16 protein-coding genes are annotated in these 16,935 nt (G+C 67.6%); 4 read left to right on the top strand and 12 right to left on the bottom strand.

All coding sequences use genetic code 11. The features are described 5' to 3' along the window. Positions 1-70 precede the first annotated feature (70 nt). The gene (locus CVN68_RS01970; protein ID WP_100280713.1) at positions 71-751 is read left to right on the top strand and encodes a response regulator transcription factor; all 681 of its coding nucleotides are present in this window, start codon (positions 71-73) and stop codon (positions 749-751) included. 54 nt (positions 752-805) lie between these two features. Here the strand turns inward: CVN68_RS01970 and CVN68_RS24385 are convergent, their stop codons facing one another. The 12 genes from CVN68_RS24385 to CVN68_RS01910 form a co-directional block, all read right to left on the bottom strand. Beyond that, complete coding sequence (locus CVN68_RS24385) at positions 806-1,324, bottom strand: EAL domain-containing protein (protein ID WP_267893755.1); 519 nt, start codon at positions 1,322-1,324, stop codon at positions 806-808. Then, positions 1,246-2,559, bottom strand: a complete 1,314-nt coding sequence (locus tag CVN68_RS01965) for a diguanylate cyclase domain-containing protein (RefSeq protein ID WP_267893730.1) — start codon at positions 2,557-2,559, stop codon at positions 1,246-1,248. The genes CVN68_RS24385 and CVN68_RS01965 overlap by 79 nt, the downstream gene beginning before the upstream one ends. A gap of 193 nt (positions 2,560-2,752) precedes the next feature. After that, complete coding sequence (locus CVN68_RS01960) at positions 2,753-4,963, bottom strand: phospholipase D-like domain-containing protein (RefSeq protein ID WP_100280712.1); 2,211 nt, start codon at positions 4,961-4,963, stop codon at positions 2,753-2,755. A 10-nt stretch (positions 4,964-4,973) separates the two neighbouring features. Next, entirely contained in the window at positions 4,974-5,387 is a 414-nt protein-coding gene (locus CVN68_RS01955; protein ID WP_100280711.1) for a hypothetical protein, read from the bottom strand. Between the two features lies 1 nt (position 5,388). After that, positions 5,389-8,079, bottom strand: coding sequence for an OmpA family protein (locus CVN68_RS01950; protein ID WP_158298659.1), 2,691 nt, complete (start codon positions 8,077-8,079; stop codon positions 5,389-5,391). Next, on the bottom strand, positions 8,025-9,875 hold the full coding sequence (locus tag CVN68_RS01940; RefSeq protein ID WP_100280708.1) for a S8 family peptidase: 1,851 nt from the start codon (positions 9,873-9,875) through the stop codon (positions 8,025-8,027). The genes CVN68_RS01950 and CVN68_RS01940 overlap by 55 nt, the downstream gene beginning before the upstream one ends. Before the next feature lie 21 nt (positions 9,876-9,896). Then, entirely contained in the window at positions 9,897-10,343 is a 447-nt protein-coding gene (locus CVN68_RS01935; RefSeq protein ID WP_100280707.1) for a hypothetical protein, read from the bottom strand. Between the two features lie 46 nt (positions 10,344-10,389). Next, positions 10,390-10,971 carry a hypothetical protein gene (locus CVN68_RS01930; RefSeq protein ID WP_233503527.1) on the bottom strand — a complete coding sequence of 194 codons (582 nt, stop codon included), beginning with the start codon at positions 10,969-10,971 and terminating at the stop codon, positions 10,390-10,392. Positions 10,972-11,005: 34 nt separating this feature from the next. Then, complete coding sequence (locus tag CVN68_RS01925; RefSeq protein WP_233503526.1) at positions 11,006-11,449, bottom strand: hypothetical protein; 444 nt, start codon at positions 11,447-11,449, stop codon at positions 11,006-11,008. Next, positions 11,442-12,473, bottom strand: a complete 1,032-nt coding sequence (locus CVN68_RS01920) for a hypothetical protein (RefSeq protein ID WP_100280704.1) — start codon at positions 12,471-12,473, stop codon at positions 11,442-11,444. Before CVN68_RS01920 ends, CVN68_RS01925 begins: the two co-directional genes overlap by 8 nt. Before the next feature lie 45 nt (positions 12,474-12,518). Next, positions 12,519-12,746: a hypothetical protein gene (locus tag CVN68_RS01915; protein ID WP_100280703.1), complete on the bottom strand. Its 228-nt coding sequence runs from the start codon at positions 12,744-12,746 to the stop codon at positions 12,519-12,521. Between the two features lie 201 nt (positions 12,747-12,947). Next, positions 12,948-13,808 carry an AfsR/SARP family transcriptional regulator gene (locus CVN68_RS01910; protein WP_100280702.1) on the bottom strand — a complete coding sequence of 287 codons (861 nt, stop codon included), beginning with the start codon at positions 13,806-13,808 and terminating at the stop codon, positions 12,948-12,950. 510 nt (positions 13,809-14,318) lie between these two features. Between CVN68_RS01910 and CVN68_RS01905 the strand changes: the two genes are divergently transcribed. From CVN68_RS01905 to CVN68_RS01895, 3 genes are all read left to right on the top strand, one after another. After that, positions 14,319-14,516, top strand: coding sequence for a hypothetical protein (locus CVN68_RS01905; protein ID WP_100280701.1), 198 nt, complete (start codon positions 14,319-14,321; stop codon positions 14,514-14,516). Between the two features lie 343 nt (positions 14,517-14,859). Next, positions 14,860-15,465: an outer membrane protein gene (locus CVN68_RS01900; protein ID WP_100280700.1), complete on the top strand. Its 606-nt coding sequence runs from the start codon at positions 14,860-14,862 to the stop codon at positions 15,463-15,465. 256 nt (positions 15,466-15,721) lie between these two features. Further along, the gene (locus CVN68_RS01895; protein ID WP_100280699.1) at positions 15,722-16,882 is read left to right on the top strand and encodes an extracellular catalytic domain type 1 short-chain-length polyhydroxyalkanoate depolymerase; all 1,161 of its coding nucleotides are present in this window, start codon (positions 15,722-15,724) and stop codon (positions 16,880-16,882) included. Positions 16,883-16,935 lie beyond the last annotated feature (53 nt).

Raw genomic sequence — 16,935 nt, 5'->3', positions numbered from 1 at the left:
AGGTCGCGGCCGGCTCCCATTCAAAGAAATCAGTCCCTTAGGACGGATCTCACTGAAAAGGGTAAAGTCCGTGTTCGATCTGTTGCTTTGCGTCGAGAGCCGAATCTACCGCGATGGCCTGCAGGCCGCACTGACTGGCATCGGGGAGATTCGCAGCGTCGACACATGCGCCTGCGCCGATCAGATTGAGGCTTCGCTGCTGTCGGCTTCGTGCGATCTCGTCCTGATCGATGTTACAACCAGCCCTGGCGCAACCGACCCCGCGCAGAGCGTCACTTCGGCCTATCGTGCGGCGGGCGGACGCCCGGTCATTGCGCTCGGGCTCGTCGAGAGCGACGACGAGGTGCTGAGCTGCGTCGAGGCCGGGGCCGCGGCCTTCGTTACGAAGAACGATTCGATCGAGGACCTGGTGCGCGTCATCGCCGCCGCGGCACGCGGTGAACTACTCTGCCCGCCGCGGGTCGTCCGTCTGATGCAGGAGCGTCTGGCGCTCCTCGCTGTTCGTCAGGGCCGTTCCACCGACCTCGACAAGTTGTCGGGCCGGGAACATCATATCCTCGATCTCGTCCAGCAGCGTATGTCCAACAAGCAGATCGCCCGGACGCTGGGGCTTGAGGTCTCGACGATCAAGAATCACATGCACAACATCATCGTGAAGCTGTGCGTCAAGAACCGCGCCGAAGCCGCCGCAATGTTGGGAGGCAGCGGCAGGATCCCTGATCTCGCCTACGCCGCAGCGACCGGACATTGAGACGAGGCCGGGGCATGCCCCATCAAAAGCAGTTCGGGCATGCCTGTCCGCGATTCAGCGTGCGCGGTCGTATTTGGCCGCCGGCTGCTGGTTTTGACGGGCAAGAAGCCGGGTTGCGGTTTCCACATCCACCGGCGCGGCAAACCAATAGCCTTGCGCCAGTTTGCACCCGGCGGCTGCGAGCAAACCAGCCTGTTCGGCGGACTCGACGCCTTCGGCGACAACCTCGACGTTCAATTCCCTCGCGATGTGCAGCACGCCCTCGACGATCGCCCGGCTGACGCTGTCTCCGGCGAGACGATCCACGAAGCTCTTGTCAATTTTGAGGACGTCGAACGGGACGGTCATCAGATGCGTGAGCGACGCGAAGCCCGTTCCAAAATCGTCCAGCGCAATCCGGACCCCCAGTTCGCGAACGGCGCGGATCTGCCGGGACACGACTTGATCCGCGTCCCCCATCGATACAGTTTCTGTTACCTCGAGCACGACCTTGTTCAGCGGGACGCCTGCCGCGACGAAGATGCTCGACAGATGATCAACCAGCTTGCCGCCGTGGAAATCCGCGGAGCACAGGTTGATCGCGACATGATCGAAGCGCAGGCCAAGTTCCTGCCAAACCGCCATGTCCCTGCGACTCGTCCGAGGATGCGCTGGGTGAGCGCAGTCGCTACCGTCAGGTCGGTCATCGCCTCCTGGAACAGCGCCGTCGGGAACACCTGCTCGCCTTCGCGGATGCGGCACAGCGCCTCGAAGCCGACGATTTCGCGCGTATCGAGACGGTAGACGGGTTGGTAGTGCGCCATGAGTCTGTCTTCGCGCAGGGCAGCTTCGACGCGCCGTATCGCGGCAAGTCGCCGCGTTATCTTCGTCCCGATTTCTTCCCAATAGCGGACAAAGCCTCCGCGGGACGTTTCCTTTGCATGGTAGAGAGCGAAATCGGCATTCTGCCGGACACGTTCGGCGTTCGCATCGTCCGCGGCGAGCAACGCGCCCCCGATCGTTGCCCGCGGCACGACGAAATGACCGCCACAGTCCGCCGGGACGTTGAGCGCATCCAATATCGCGCTGGCCGAGCTTTCCAGGTCGGCCAGCGCGCCGGGTGCCTGGACGAGCACGGCGAACTCGTCGCCGCCCAGCCGATAGGCTTTGTCAGGCGCGACTGCGCGGGCGATGCGCCCCGCTGCCGCCTCGATCAGGTGATCGCCGACGTGATGCCCAAAGGTATCGTTCACGACCTTGAGATTGTCCAGGTCCACCACCAGCAACGCCCAGGATCCGGGCACGTCGCACGGCAGCCGGCCGATCGCGGCGTTGAACGCGCTACGGTTGGGAAGACCCGTCTGGGAATCCTGAAGCGCCCGCCGGCTCTGTTCCGTGTGCCAACGATGATGCGAAATCGCGATGGTGCACAAGTGCACGCAGGTGCGCACTAACTCTTGCTCGATTGCGGTCGGGCCGCGCCGTTCGCGATAGTAAAAAGCGAAAGTACCGATGACCACGTCTTGCCCGTCGATGATCGGGCTAGACCAGCAGGCGCGCAGTCCCAGCGGCAGCGCCAGCGCGGCAAAGTCCGCCCAGCGGGGGTCATGTTCGATGTCGAGCACTGCCACCGGCTCGCCCAGATACGCCGCGCTGCCACACGATCCGACCAGCGGTCCGATCATCGTACCGTCGAGCGCGGCGGAATAGTCCGCCGGAAGGCTCGGTCCCGACACCGGGTGCAAAATGCCCGCCGCGTCGACTTCGAGCACCGAACATACCGCGCCGGGCGCCAGTGCCTCCACTTCAAGGCACAGCCGCTCGGCCACGGCCGCTAGCGTTTCGCCGCGTGCGACCATTTCGAGAATCGCATTCTGCAGCTTGAGCAACGTTGCGGCCTCCGGAAGTACACTCACCTAGGCCGGTCGAGGTTTCGCAAGATTTAATGACGGTGTTCCGGATATTTACCTATGTGCCGGCGATACGGGCACCCGCGGCGTGGCGGTCAATGCCTCGCCGGCATCACGTCACCGGGTCGACGATGTCGCGCAGACGGTCGGCGCCGCGGTTCATCACTGCCTGTCTCAGTCCGGCGATCGACGTGAATCCGGTCGGCAGCCGGTGATCGAATTCGATCACGCGGGCACTGGCCGGCCGGGCGGCGGCACGCCACAGCCGCGCGCTTGCCACCCCATTGGTCACCGCCGACGCTCCCACGCCGAGGTGATGCTGCCAGAGCGCCATCCGGTAGCGTTGGGCGAAGGTCGGGCGAGTGTCGCCTTCGCGGCGGTTGTCCTCGAAGATGAACGCGTCGACTTCGCTGTCGAAGGTGTAGCTGCGCCGGTTGCAATTGGCCGTGCCGATCACGGCGAGCTCGTCGTCGAACACCCAGCTCTTCGAGTGAACATAGGTGTGGTCGCCGAAGGTCGGCGCGCTCTGGCTGGTGGTCAGCTGGAACACGCCGAGCTTGGCGCGGTTCGCCCCCGGCAGCAGCGCGTCGATCATCCCCACGAAATCGCGGCGATATTCCTTGCCGAAGGGCACGTCGGTGATCGGATTGCCGGGGATCAGGATCGTCACATGCTCAAGACGCGGCACCGCCGCGATCAGCGCGGTCGCGGTGTCGAGGTCGAGCAGATACTGATCCTCGCAATAGATGAAGCGGCGGGCATTGGCGATCGCGGCGAGCAACGCCGGCTTGATGCCGCGCTCGGCGACGACGAGCGGGGGCGCAGGGTGGACCGGATTGAACGTCCGCGCGATCATCACCGACAACGGGCCGCCGAAAGGCGCATCGGTCGGGCTCGGGCTGGCAATGGCAGCGGGTACCGGAACGCCGTCGCCGCGGAGCCCGCCGAAACGGCTGCTACCGGGATGATGCCGCCAGCGCGAGACGAAGGTCGAGAGCAGATCGTGCGCGCTCGGTCCGATGATGCGGCAATGGGTGTCGTGGTGCGGTTGCCCGGCATCGGCATCGACGACGCGGACCCGGTTGGGGTTCATGTCGATCCCGCCGCAATAGCCGACCAGCACTTCGCCGCGCTTGACCACCAGCACCTTCTGGTGATGCGATCCGGTCAGCCGCGCGATATCGGGCTCGATGATCCGGAAGATCACCGGGATCAGCCGGTGATTGAGGCCGGCGAGCGCCGCGGCGATCGCCAGCCGGACGGTCGAGGCGGTGGTGTGGTTGGTCGTCAGATCGTCCTTGATCGCCTTGCCGCCGCGCAGTGCGTTGACGTGGTTGACCACTTCGGTCGCGCTGCGATCGGCGGCAGTGACGATGCCGAACTGGTCCCACAGCATCGCCGCGACTTCGACTCCCCTCCCCGCCGCGGCGGTGTAGATGTCGCGAAAGCTGCTCGCCGCCCCCAGCGCAAACGTATCGAAATTGTCCCAGCCGAGCAGATAGATGAAGTCGCGCTCGCCGCTGGTCGCGCCCATGTCGGCGGCCATCGCGTTGAAGGTGGCGTTGCCGTCGATCAGCGCGGCGACGGCATTGCCGGCGCGCAGCACCGTCCGTCCGGTCGCGAGCGGGCGGAGGATCGCATCCCAACGGCTGGGGTTGAGCTGGCGGACGGACGGCCCCGGCCGACGCCCGGTTCGCGCGAGCAATGCGGTCCAGGTGCGCGGCCCGATGATCCCGTCCCGTTCGGAAGGCTGGCCGGGAAAGGCGACGCGCTGGAACGAGACCGTCGCCGCGCGGGTGTGTGCACCGAAGATGCCGTCGGTCGCCAGCGGGCAATCGGCGATCCCGCTCTCGCCGCGGGCACGTCGATCGGCGTGAACTTCGTTCAACCGCTGCTGCGCGTCGATCACCGCCGGCCCGCGCGATCCCGTGCGGATGGTCGGGCGCGCCGTCGGCGGCGGCAGCGTTTCCGCGGCGAAGTCCAGCTCGGCCTCGCCCAGCGGGCGGATGACGGTCAGGTCGCGATGGAGCAGACGGTCCGGGCCGCACAGGCCGATCGAGACGCTGCCCGGCCGCCCGGCGGCCAGCGCCTCGACATCGATCGCCTCCGCTTCGCGCGCGCCGGCCTCGACCGGGGCGGTCAGGATGAAGGAGCGGCGAATGCCACCCAGCGGCTGGCGGACGACGACGTCGCCGCCGAGCAGCGGCCGGTCGACCCGGCGCCCGGGCCATGCCACCACGTGCATGAAGGGGTCGGCGAGATGATCGTGGATCGTCGCCGCAGCCACGCCGCCGGTGCCGAAGGTCGAGCGGGTGTCGGTCATCGCATCCTCCTCACGCCCCGTGGGCGACCTGTGCCAGCACTTCGCGCCGGGCGACGAGCTCGCGTTGCTGCCGATCGATCTCGACCGTCGAGCTTTCGTCGGCGGCCTCGCTCATCTCGCGCGCCTGCGCGCGCGCCAGCGACGCCATGCGCGCCAGCAGCCGCCGCGCGACTTTGCGCGCCTCCTGGGGCAGATGCCGGTTCATCCGCGCCACGAAGCTGTCGAGATGCCGATCGGTGAGATCGATCCGGCTCGCCGGGCGCGCGAGGAACAACTGGTCGAACGCGGCGAGATGCGCGCGCGGATCGGCGTCGATCGCGTCGAGGATCTGCTGGTAGCGCGGGCCGAGTGCGGCGCGGCTGAAATTGCCGCCGACGAACATCAGCACGCGCTGCTGCGGGGTGAGGGATGCGGTGTCGGTCATGTCAGAATGTCCCTACCGAAGTGTTGCCCGTGGTCGCGCTGGCGGGATTGATCGCGACCGGATCGCGCACCATTGGCAGCCGCCCGGTGCGGCGCCGGCGCATCCAGTTGAAGGTGTTCTCGTTGTTCGGGTCGTTGTCGGGATCGGCCGTGAACAGCGTCTGGATCCGCCGATAGGTGCTGACGTTGGGCAGTGCCCCGCCCGGCGCGAAGGTGTTGAAGGTGAAGAATCGCAGGTCCTGCGGACTGTCTTCGCGGTTGAACAGCACATGGTGCAGCTCGTGCGCCAGCGTCTCGAAATCGGCGTTGAGATCGACATGCTGGAAGATGAAGAAGCGGTTGCCGAGCAGCCTTACCGCTCCCTGGGTCTGGTTGATCCCGGCATAGGCATTGAACGTGGGATCGCCGCTGGCGTCGCGCGGGATGGTGCAGAAGCACACGGTGATCGTGTCGTCGGGCGTGTTGGGGACGAGCAGGTCGAGCACCAGCCGCTCCGCCGGCGTATCGAGGTCGCCGGTATAGTCCCCGTTGGCGTTGGTCGCGCCCGCGGGCAAGGCAAGGTCGCTCGTCGGACCCTTGTCGATCCGGAGACCGGTCTGTGCCCAGCGACGATTGGCGTGGAGGAACTGCTGGTCGATCAGCGTGCGCCGCGCCGGCGTCATCGTGAGGCCAAGGTGCACGACGCGCAGCGTCACGCGCCGCCGGCTCTCGGGATTGCGCCGGAACACGGGCAGCGTCACCGACACCGCGCCGCCCGCCGCCGCGGTATAGTCGGCGCGCACCGAGCCATCGAGCGCGGCGCGGCGCAGCCGGTGGTTGCTCTGGCCGCGGTTGCGCACGCCGGTGTCCGGACCGGCGGTGAGACCTGAATCGGTCGGCTGGTTGGCGTCGGTATCGTCGGAGACCAGCATCAATGCGCGCGAGACGAAGATCTTCGAACCCGCCGCGGTCTCGGTGAGCGTCACATTCTGCGAGGCGGGTGCGTCGTCGTCGGCGCCGCCGGCGGTCAAGGTGCGCCAGCGCGCCGTGACCGTCGATCCGGTCGCGCCGCGATCGGTGACACGGAGATAGAAGCGGCGGCGGTCGCTGCCGACGAAGTTGTTCGCTTCTGCGGGATCGTTGCGCACCGCGCGGCCGGGGCCATAGGCATTGTCCCAGAGGCCGAACATCAGCGCCGTAGCGACCGGCGCCGACCCATCGACGCGATGATCGCCGTCGTCGTCGAGGACGAACTCGATCGTCGCGGCGGCTGCCGGACGCGGGCGCGGCCGGGGCGGCACGACGGCGGGAAAGACGAAATCGCTGAACACCTGGACGCGCCGGCTCTGCGCGTCGCTCGCCTGCGGCTCGGTCTCGCCGCGGCTGTCGACGTCGATCACCAGCGTCGCCGGTGCCGGCCGGCCGGTCATCCGCGCGATCGCGGACAGGACTTCGCGCCGGACCGCTTCCGCACGGCGCAGGCCAAGCGCGACGTTGTCGGCGGGCGAGCCGACCGAATCGGTATGCCCGATCAGCCGGAGATGGCGCACCGGCGTCGCGCTGCTCTGGCTCTCCATGATGCAGCGCGCGATGCCGATGATCTGCGGCTGGTGGCGCGGCAGGATGTCGGCCGAGCCGAAATCGAAATTGTCGATCTGCTGCTCGAGCGGCAGGCCCGGGCAGCGGGTGGGCAGCGGAGTCTGGCGGCCGCCGCTGCCGCTCGCCGCGATCAAAGCGGTCCAGGTGCGCGGCCCGATCACGCCGTCCCACTCGCCGGGCTGGTTCGGAAACGCCGTCCGCTGAAAGGCGACGGTGGCGGCGCGGGTATTGGCGCCGAACACGCCATCGACGGTGAGCGGACAGCGATCGAGGCCTCTCTCGCCGCCCGTGACCCGTGTGGCATGCACGGTGTTGAGCCGCGTCTGCGCCTCGGTGACCGCGGGACCGCGCGATCCTTGGCGGACGGTCGGCCGGGGCACGATCGGCGGATCGCTTTCGCCGAAATCCGATTCGGAGCGCGAGCGCACGATCAGCACGTCGTCGAGCAACAGCCCGTCGGGACCGGCGATCCGCTCATAGCCGTCCTCGCCGATCACCTCGGCATAGAAGCCGCCCTCGCGAGGTCGTCCGCCGCGCCGCTTGACCGTGTTGGCGCGGTGCGTGCCGGGGCGCGTCACCATCTTCGCGCGCCGACGATGCTTCCCGCGCAGGATGATGTCACCGGCAAGCAGCGGCGCAACGAGGCGCGTGCCCGGAAAGCCTACGATCTGGGTGGACGGCGTCTGCGGATTGACCGCCACGTTGACCAGCGACTTGGGATCCGCCGGGGGCGCCGGCGAGACAGCGGCCGGGGGAGTCGGGGGTGCGGCCGTAGAAGGTGCGGCCGGCGGCTCGCCGGCCGGCTCGAAACCCGGCGTCGGATCGTACGCGCCACCGAAATCGGGCGGCGGATCGGCCGCGGGCGCGGGATCGGCAGGCGCAGCCGGCTCGGCGGTGGAGACATCGGTCTCGCTCTCGCGCTGTGCCACCGAGATCGGCGGCTGCGGCGGCAAGTCGAGCATCTCGCGCAGTTCGGCTTCGCTGAATTGCGACAATACCCGCTGCTCGGGCGTCGGCAGGCTGTGCCGGCGGCCCTTGGTCCAGCGGCGCTCGTCGTCGGTCACAGCCGGACCGACGCTGGCGGTTTCGGGCGTTTCGGATTCGTCATATTCCATGACTGACACCTCCTGTGTTTCGCTGAGCGCCCGTGCCGGGTGCACAATCCCTCCGGGGTGGCGCGCAATCGCCGTGCCGCGGCGACGGCCGCCGCGATATCGAGAACGCCATAGCCCCAGCGCTCGGCCTGATCGGCGCCGGCGGGCGATGCAGGCTTGAGCGCGCCGAACAGCGCATTGCGGATCGCCGCGACGGGCTGGTGCCCCGCGGCCTCCAGCATCAGCGCGATCGCGCCGGTCACGTGCGGCGCGGCCATGCTCGTGCCGCTCATCCGGACATAGCCTGGCGGCTCGTGCACCGATTGCCGCGACCGCACCGACAGGATCCGCACGCCGGGTGCGACCAGCAGCGGCTTGCGCCGTCCATCGCGCGTCGGCCCGGTGCTCGAAAAGCGCGCTATCGGCTGATCGGGATCGTGCGCGTCATAGGCACCGACCGCGATCGTCCGCATCGCATTGCAGATGCTGCCCGTCGTCGCCAGCGGCGACGCACTGCCGGGGGCGAAGACCGCCTGGCTCGCCGGGCTGCCGGCATTGCGCTCGATCCACGCATGCCAGCGGCCGTCGGCCACGTCGCTTCCGGTGATCTCGATCCCCCATCGCCCCGCCGGCGCCATCGGGCGCAGGACCAGAGCGATCAGATTGTCGCCATTATTGGGATCGGCGGCGCGATGGTAGAGGCGCGCCAGCTCCGCTCCCTCCCGATCGCGTAGCACGGCATTGGCGCCAAGCTCCGCCGTCGCCGTGCCGCCATCGGGGCCAAAGGCCCGCGCGACGAACCGGTCGGTTCCCTTGTACCAGATCTCGACGGTAGCCGGATGGGCGTCGCTGCGCGGCAGCTCGAACGGCAGTCGCTCGCTGTGGCCCTCGCGCAGCCGCCCCTCCATGTGGACGTTGCGCGAATAGTAATTCCCGGTGCTCTGCACCACCACGGTGCCCGGGCGATTGACGATCAGCCAGTCGATCGCGCGCTCGATCAGCAAGGTGCCGTCGTGCGGCCCGGCATGACGGCCGATGCTCATGTTGAGCGCGACCGGGCGTCCCTCGGCGGCGCGGACGACGAAGTGGATCGCCTCGAGCAGATCGACCGAATTGCCGAGATCGCCGAGGCCGGGACCGAGATGGACGAAAATCATATCGGCCTCGGGCGCGACGCCTTGCGGACCGCCGGCGCGCCCGTTGCCCGCGGCGATCCCCAGCACATGCGTGCCGTGCGAAGGCTGCGGAGATTCGGACGGGCGATAGCTCAGCGTCGCGAACGGATCCTCGCTGCGCAGTGCCCGGTCGATCTCGCCCCGGCGATGGATGCGGCCATAGCCATAGGGTGCCGGCACGCCGTCCGCGCGCTGATCCCACAGCCCGATCAGCCGCGTGCTGCCGTCGGCGTTGCGGAAATCGGGATGGGCGAAATCGATTCCCCAGTCGATCACTGCGACCACGATACCCCTGCCCGTCTCGGCAAGATCCTCGGGGCGACGCGTATCGCTGTCGATCGGGGCCGGATCGGCCTCGCTTAGCCCCGGTTCGCCGGGCGGCGGCCGATCTGCGAAGGGATTCCGCGCAGAGACATCCGTCTCGCCGGCATAGACGCGGGGCGCCTTGAGGCTGGCAACGGAGGCATGACCGTGGATCGTCGCCAGCGCGCCACGCGCCGCCCGTCCGGTCGCGACGTCCCCGAACTGCGCAACGAGGCGCAGGCCGGGAGGCGGCGGGCTGCCGGGCTGCAGGCGGACGATGACGGCGACCACCTCGTCTGGACCGCCTCCCGCGATCAGTTCCTGCAGACCGGGATCCATGATCCTTCCTGCCGACCGCCGCTACTTCTTGACGGCCAGCGCGGGGAGGCCGCCCAACTTTGCCGCTTCTCGCGCCTCGGCAGCCGCTTTCTGGGCGTCGCTGGCGGCCTGCTGGGCCGTCGCGGCCGCCTTCGCGGCGGCGTCCGCGGCATTCTTGGCGTTGAGGGCCGCCGTTTCGGCCAGCTGCAGCGCGCTTTCGGCCCCCTTCTCCGCTTTCTCAGCTGCGTCCTTCGCCGCTTCCGCATCGTCGGCGGCGGATTGCGCCGCCTCGGCAGCGTCTTCCGCATCTTCGCCGGACCCTTCGGATCCCTCGGACGGCTTCGTATCGCTATTCGCCATCGACCGCGCCGCGGCAATCGCGAGGAACGGGTTCCCGATCGTATAGGCGATGATACTCAACCGGCCGAGGTCCTGCTCGGGCACGCCGAAGGAACTTCCCGCCGCGCGCCCGAGCACGAGGCTGTTCAACTGTTGATTTGACATGATCGCATTCCTTTCGGTCGCGGCAGCCCGGTCAGGCCGTAAGCGCTATGGCCATCATCATCGTCGTCATCATGCTCGCGTTGCTGTCAGCCGTTGTCGTCGTGGCGCCGCTGAACCCGCCGCCGTGGAGAAGGACCGGCAAGATCTTCGAGAATTTGTCATTGCCGCCGCCGATCAAAGGCAGGATCATCGCGATCTGGCGCGACTCGTCGAGGCCCTTCTTCAGCTCCGCAGTCTCCCGCTTGCGCAGCGCGATTTCCTTGCGCAGCGCGGCGCCCATCGACCCGATCTCGCGCTCCGCGGCGCGGGCGCGGGTATCGACCGCCTTGAGTGCAGCCGAGGTGGCGTGGATGCGATCGTCGAGCCGTTTGGCGGTCGCGGTGAGCTCGGCCTTGGTGGCATAGCCGCTCGGCGCGGGCCGGGGCACCGCGTTGCCGCGTGGCGGCAGTTTGAGTCCCGGCCTGGCGCCGCCGCGTCCCGGGCGGGGGCGGAACTTGGGGCGGGCGGCTTCGTCGAAGGACTCATCGAACGACTCGCCATAGTCCTCGGTGTCGAATTCGAAATCGCTCTCGACGAGCCCTTCGAAATCGCTCTCAAAGGCGGTTTCCAACATCATGTTTCTCCTGCCATCAAACTGGTTGAACATATCAGTGCGAGTGCATCGCCGCTTCGCGCGCCGGCGATTGCGCCCCGAAGAGTTCGGCGCGGATTTGCGGGTCCGGCCGGACCATGCCGGGCCGGCCGCGACCGCGACAGCCGAGGCACGCCGGGTCGTCGCCCCAACAGAGCCCGCAGGCGCCGAGTGCCGCCGCCAGATTGCTCAGCCGCTGCGACGCCGCGCGGCCCGCTTCGTGCAATTGCCGGGCAATGCGCGTCATCTTGGTCAGCCGCGCCTCGGCGGCGTCGAGCCGGGCGCTCATTTCGACGATCAATTCGTCGCGCTCGTCCGGCGCCGCGACGTCGTTGCAGGGCTGGGCGCGTTGGGCCTGCATCATCTCCACCAGCGCCGCCATGCGCGGGTCGCCGGCGGCGAACTCCTGCATCATCGCCGCGGGATCGAGCGTGGCGGCGCTGGCGGCGGCGTCAAACACCTGCATGCTCCACCGCTTCGTCGCTCTCGGCGTAATCCTCGCTGTCCCAATCTTCGCTGTCCCAATCCTCCTGGCTCCAGTCCTCGTCGAACGAAGCCTCGGCGTCCCATTCGCTCCAGCCGCTTTCGCCGGCGGGGAAATAGGGATCGGCGGGATTGACCTGGACGTTGACCGGCGGCGCCTGCCGGCTCATCCAGATCGATGGAGTCAGCGCGAGCAGGGTGAGCAACGCGTCGGTCCGCCCTTCGGCGTCCTCCGGATCGATGCCAAAGGCCTCCGCCGCGAGGCTCGCATATTCGGGCGTGGCTTCGGCGGACCCTTCGGCTTCTGCAGCCTCGTGCGCGGCGCGCCCGGCGATGTTGCTGAGCGCGGAGAGCATCTGGCTGACCGGAACCTGCTGGCCGCCGACCGAAAGATTCTGGCGACCTGCCCCGCCCATCAGCGAGGACAACAGCGATTGGGTGAGTTCGGGGCGGGCGAGCAGCCCGGCGAGCATGTTCGCCGCGCCGCCGCTCGAGGCCCCGCCCCGCGCAGTCTGGATGCCGCTGAGGGCGGCCCTGCCCGCGCGCGTCTTTCCGAGCGCGCCGCTCGCGACCGAGGTCAGCGAGCCGAGCGCACCGTTGGCGCCGCCGCCGCGCACCGTCGACACGAGGCCGCCGACATTGTGAATGGCGCCGCCGATACCCCGCGCCGTGCGGTTACCGGATTGCGACAACAACCCGCTCGCCAGCCCGGCCCCGGCGCCGACCAGCGCACCCCACGGCCCGAAGGCGGCCCCGCCCGCGGCACCGCTGGCGACGTTGGGCAAAGCGCGCGCAACCATCGGTGCGGCTTTCTGCGCGAAATTCCCCACCGCGCCCGCCGCCCGTCGCAGCCCGCCGCCAATATCGTCGAACAGCCCCTCGACGTCTTCGGCCGTAGCATTGGGGCCGTAGATCGAGCGCACCAGATCGTTGAGGCGGTCCGGGGGAAGCTGCGCATATTGCGGCGCAAGGCTGGCGCGCAGCAGGGGATAGTCCGTCATCGATCATCTCCCAACAAGCCATGGAAATAGAGAGCTGCGCCGCGATCATTCGGCCGATCGTTCGGAGCGCGCCGGCGGCGCGCCATCGCCGATGAGAGCAGGCAGCTTGGAAAGGAGCGACTCGAGCCCCTCGAAGGCGAGCGAACGACCTCGCGAAAGATCGCGGACGGTACCGCGCAGCCAGACGACATCGTCGTCGCCGCGCTCGTACCAGCAGCGGATGACGAGCGTCTTGGCTCGCTCGTCGACGCGGAACCGATCCTCTTCATTCAAGTCTCTCCTCCAATCCGGAGTCGCAACCCGTCTCGTTCTTGAAGAGGGGCTTGGCAGCGGCCGATCACCGATCGGTCACCCCTCGATCACCGCTGCGTCACCGCGACACACCCCATTGATATCAAACGGAAGATAATTCTGCCGCACGTACTGATCCTGCCGGACCCGGCGGTCCGGCAGTGGGCGGATCGGCCTTGGGATCTATTGGGAAAGGGCTTGATCGAGCAGCGAGAGGCTCTCCGCCAATTGCTGCCGGGCCATCAGCAGCGTGTGCCGGTGCGGGGCGTCGGTCCGGGTTGACGCGTCCGGCGCCGGCGTGGCGGCGACACGCGCGATCGAGGCAGCGAGTTCGCGAGTCTCCCGCATCGGCCGTACCGCGAGCTCCTCGGCGAGGAGTCGCTCGAAACCGCGATAATGCTGCACCGCCTGCGCGCGATTGCCGCAAGCGACCATCGCCTCCATCAGCAGCCGCTGCGCATCCTCGCGCAGCGGTTCGACTGTGCAGATCGCGCGGCCCAGTTCGCATGCGGTGCGCCAGTCGCCGTGCCGCTTGCAGGCGCGGGCGAGTTCCAGTGCGGCATCGAGATAGAGCGCACGCAGCCGTTCGCGTTCGATTACGATCGCGTCGACGGCGCTGAATTCGAGGAAATCGCCGCGATAGAGGCCGAGCGCCTGTTTCAGCGCATCGCGATCGGCGGCATTGTCGAGTTTCGCGGGATCGTCGAGCGCCGCCTCGACGCCGTGCTCGAAAGCGATCGCGTCGATCCACATCGCGTCGTCCTCGGCGAGGGCGATCGTCTCCTTGCCGATCCGAAGCAAGGCGTTCAGCGTGCCGAGCCGCTGCTTCAAGCGCCACAGCGCGGTGGCGAGGCAGCGGCGCGCGCCTTCGTCGTCCTGGTCGGGCCACAAAGCCGCCGCCAGCTGGCTGCGCCCGATCCGTCGATGCGGCGCGGCCAATACCGATCCGATCAACGACCAGCCGATGCTGGGCAGCACGATCGCCGCCCCGGCCGTGCCGAGCGCTATCCTCGCGCCCAACAGGTGCAACGCCAATTCGGCCATGCCACTCCCCAGGCTGCACGCGTTACAATCTGCGACCTTGGCTCTGAAGCTGGCGAACTCCGCAGCGGCGGAATCGACCAACGGGACTATGCTGTATCAGTATCCAGCCGTCCCTTGGCGCGACTAAACACAGGCCGGGCTGCAAGAAGCAAGCCCGCTCCATCGACTCGCGCAGGATAAGGTCAAGAGGATATTACGACCTTCGGCTCGCGTCCAGATCATTTATTTCCAGAAACCCCATCTCCGAAATAATATTACAAATTGTCTACAACTTCTCTTGGCGTGTCTTTATTATTTAATCTTAAGAGTAACCCGCCTCCGCGACGCATAAGGACCCCTCGGTGGAGTATCGCCGGTCCGCGTCTTGGCTGGAGCCGAGGCCGCGATTTGGGTGCTGGCGCCCTGCGGGCCACCCCGCCGGACCGATTTTTCCTTCTGGGTGGAGCGCCCGCCGCGCATGCGCGTTGAGGCAGCCGAACGACGCGCTCCTGCGCTATAACGGAGATTGCCATGACCGAGACGATCGCCACCCCGACACCCACGCGTAAGACCGCGCTCACCGACGATTTCCGCACGCACTTTTCGGGCAATGCGCCGCTTGGCGAAAAGGCCAGGAACTTCGCGAAGGCGCGGCCGTGGACCAGCGCCGCCTTTGTCGGCATCGCGGCAATGGCGCTGCTCAACACGCTCCGCGGTGCCCGCGGCTGAGGCATGAATCGGAGAGATAGGCGAGCCGTCGCCGCGCGCACCAAGGCCCCGGCGGCGCGACAATGCGCGTGCTGCGCTCCGGCGCGTGCCCGCGACGGCCCTCCGGCGCTCCGCGTGGATCGGGTTCCTCCCGAACCGATCGAGGGTGGCCTGCCGCGCCTTGGCGCGCCCGTCAGTGAGCAGTGACATTTAAGTCACGGCAGAATCGGCAAATTCCGTAAGTTTGGGTTGCAGTGCAACAAAGACGTCGCTCGTCTCTTCTGCACGGACCGATGTCGCGTGAGCCCAGCGTATCCGGGCGACATCGGGAGTACAGAAACAGCGTTACGAGGTTTTCCCAAAAATGCGTATTCTCATCACCGTCGCGGCTTTCGCCGCGGCGCTCCCGACTGCAGCTTTCGCGCAGGACAGCGTCTCGGACGCGAACGTCGCGGCCGGCGAAGCACCCGACGGGTCACCCGGCTTCGGCATCGAACCCTATTTCGGCATCATGGGCGGCTATGAACAGTTCGACGATTCGCATCCGGCAGCGGGCATTCCCGCAGCCCCCGGCGGCCGCGACTTCGATGGCGGGATCGTTCAGGGCGTCGCCGGCGTCAACGTGCCGCTCGGCCCGGTGTTCGTCGGTGTCGAAGGCAACGCCACCAAGGGACTCAAGGGCGCGATCGACTGGGAATATGGCGTCGCCGGACGTGCCGGCTTCCGTATCGGCGACAGCGGCCTGATTTACGGCAAGGCCGGGTATCAGTGGGTCAATTTCGACGCACTGGGCGACGACAGCCGCGACTTCCACGACATCACTGCCGGGCTCGGCGTAGAGGTGGGTCCGAAGGAAATCGGTCTCGGCGGAATCACCGGCAATTCCGGCATCCGTTTCCGCCTCGAGCTGAACAGCTTCGGTGACTTCAACAGCTTCCAGCCGGTCGCGGGAATCATCGCTCACTTCTGACGTGATACGCGCCGGGAGACGGGATCTCCCGGCGCTATCATCTGGGCCGCTGCGCGTGCCCGGAGGCACTGCGCCGATGAGCAGACCCGATCTCCGGGACCTGCACGCGACTGCCCCTGATCGGTTGCGAACGATTTCCGCCACGCCCGCCTTGCCGCTGGACCGCAGGCACCCGATATTGTGCGGTGCAGCAAAGTCCCCGACGGGCTTTTGTTGCGAGTTCGTCAGGGCATTCGCCGTGACCCGGAGAATGCGAATGCGAAGCTTGAACGACACCATCACGCGTCTCGGCGCCCTGCGTGCCAGAACGGTCGGCACGGTCCCGCAGCCGGGTGGCGATCGCCTCTCGGACCTGCGCGACTTCGGCTCCAATCCCGGCGCATTGCGTGGTCGATATTATCTTCCGCGCGATTTGAAGGACGCTGCCGCGCTCGTCGTCGTCCTTCACGGCTGCACCCAGACTGCCGAAGGCTATGATCGGGGCTCGGGCTGGTCGCAATTGGCGGACGAACACGGTTTCGCCCTGCTGTTTCCGGAGCAGACGCGCGCCAACAATCCGAACCTCTGCTTCAACTGGTTCAATCGCGAAGACACCCGCCGCGACGCCGGCGAGGCCTTATCGATACGGCAGATGGTCGCCGCGATGATCGCGGCGCAGGGGCTCGATCCTGCGCGCGTGTATGTCACTGGTCTCTCGGCAGGCGGGGCGATGACCTCCACGATGCTGGCAACCTATCCGGAAGTCTTCGCCGGCGGCGCGATCATCGCCGGACTGCCCTTTGGAACCGCGGCCTCCGTTCCCGAGGCATTCGATCGTATGCGCGGGCATGGCGGTCCCGAAGCGGCGGCGCTCGGCGCGTTGGTCGCCAAGGCGTCCAGCCACGATGGTCCATGGCCGACAGTGTCGGTGTGGCATGGCGACAAGGATGCAACCGTCGCCTTGCCCAATGCAGAGCTGATCGTCGAGCAATGGCGCGGGCTGCACGGTGTTCCCGCGCAGCCGAGCCGCACCGAAAGCATCGACGGCACTCCCCGCCGCGTCTGGCGCGACGCAACTGGCCGCGACGTGATCGAGGAATATCGCATCGCCGGCATGGGGCACGGTACGCCGCTGAATACCTCGGGGCCGGATAGCTGCGGAGCGGCAGGCCCCTATATGCTGGAGGCGCGGATTTCCTCCACGCGGCACATCGCCCGCTTCTGGGGGCTGATCGACGAGACACAAGCCAGGCAGGCACAGGCACCCCATTTCGCGCAGCGGTCGGATGAAACCGACCTGCCGAGCGGGATCGATCCGGCGCACCAAAACTCGCGCCGCCCGGAGCGCGTCGAAGCCCCGTCAGACCTGTTGGGTATGGAGAGCAGCGTCAAACGCGTCATCGACGGCGCGCTACGCGCTGCCGGATTGATGCGATAGCCGCCGGCGTCGGCGGAAAGCGAGCGCAGGTTCCACCTGCCCTCCTGGTCGTG

Source organism: Sphingomonas psychrotolerans (genome assembly GCF_002796605.1).
GTDB lineage: Bacteria > Pseudomonadota > Alphaproteobacteria > Sphingomonadales > Sphingomonadaceae > Sphingomonas > Sphingomonas psychrotolerans.
Note: the sequence above shows the minus strand (reverse complement) of the source record. Positions and strands in the feature narration are given on the sequence as shown.

Excerpts from the sequence above, each read along its gene's own strand:
- CVN68_RS01960 (WP_100280712.1), bottom strand. The coding sequence starts at position 4,963 with ATGACCGACACCCGCTCGACCTTCGGCACCGGCGGCGTGGCTGCGGCG.
- CVN68_RS01955 (WP_100280711.1), bottom strand. The coding sequence starts at position 5,387 with ATGACCGACACCGCATCCCTCACCCCGCAGCAGCGCGTGCTGATGTTC.
- CVN68_RS01950 (WP_158298659.1), bottom strand. The coding sequence starts at position 8,079 with ATGGAATATGACGAATCCGAAACGCCCGAAACCGCCAGCGTCGGTCCG.
- CVN68_RS01940 (WP_100280708.1), bottom strand. The coding sequence starts at position 9,875 with ATGGATCCCGGTCTGCAGGAACTGATCGCGGGAGGCGGTCCAGACGAG.
- CVN68_RS01930 (WP_233503527.1), bottom strand. The coding sequence starts at position 10,971 with ATGTTGGAAACCGCCTTTGAGAGCGATTTCGAAGGGCTCGTCGAGAGC.
- CVN68_RS01920 (WP_100280704.1), bottom strand. The coding sequence starts at position 12,473 with ATGACGGACTATCCCCTGCTGCGCGCCAGCCTTGCGCCGCAATATGCG.
- CVN68_RS01910 (WP_100280702.1), bottom strand. The coding sequence starts at position 13,808 with ATGGCCGAATTGGCGTTGCACCTGTTGGGCGCGAGGATAGCGCTCGGC.
- CVN68_RS01905 (WP_100280701.1), top strand. The coding sequence starts at position 14,319 with ATGACCGAGACGATCGCCACCCCGACACCCACGCGTAAGACCGCGCTC.
- CVN68_RS01900 (WP_100280700.1), top strand. The coding sequence starts at position 14,860 with ATGCGTATTCTCATCACCGTCGCGGCTTTCGCCGCGGCGCTCCCGACT.
- CVN68_RS01895 (WP_100280699.1), top strand. The coding sequence starts at position 15,722 with ATGCGAAGCTTGAACGACACCATCACGCGTCTCGGCGCCCTGCGTGCC.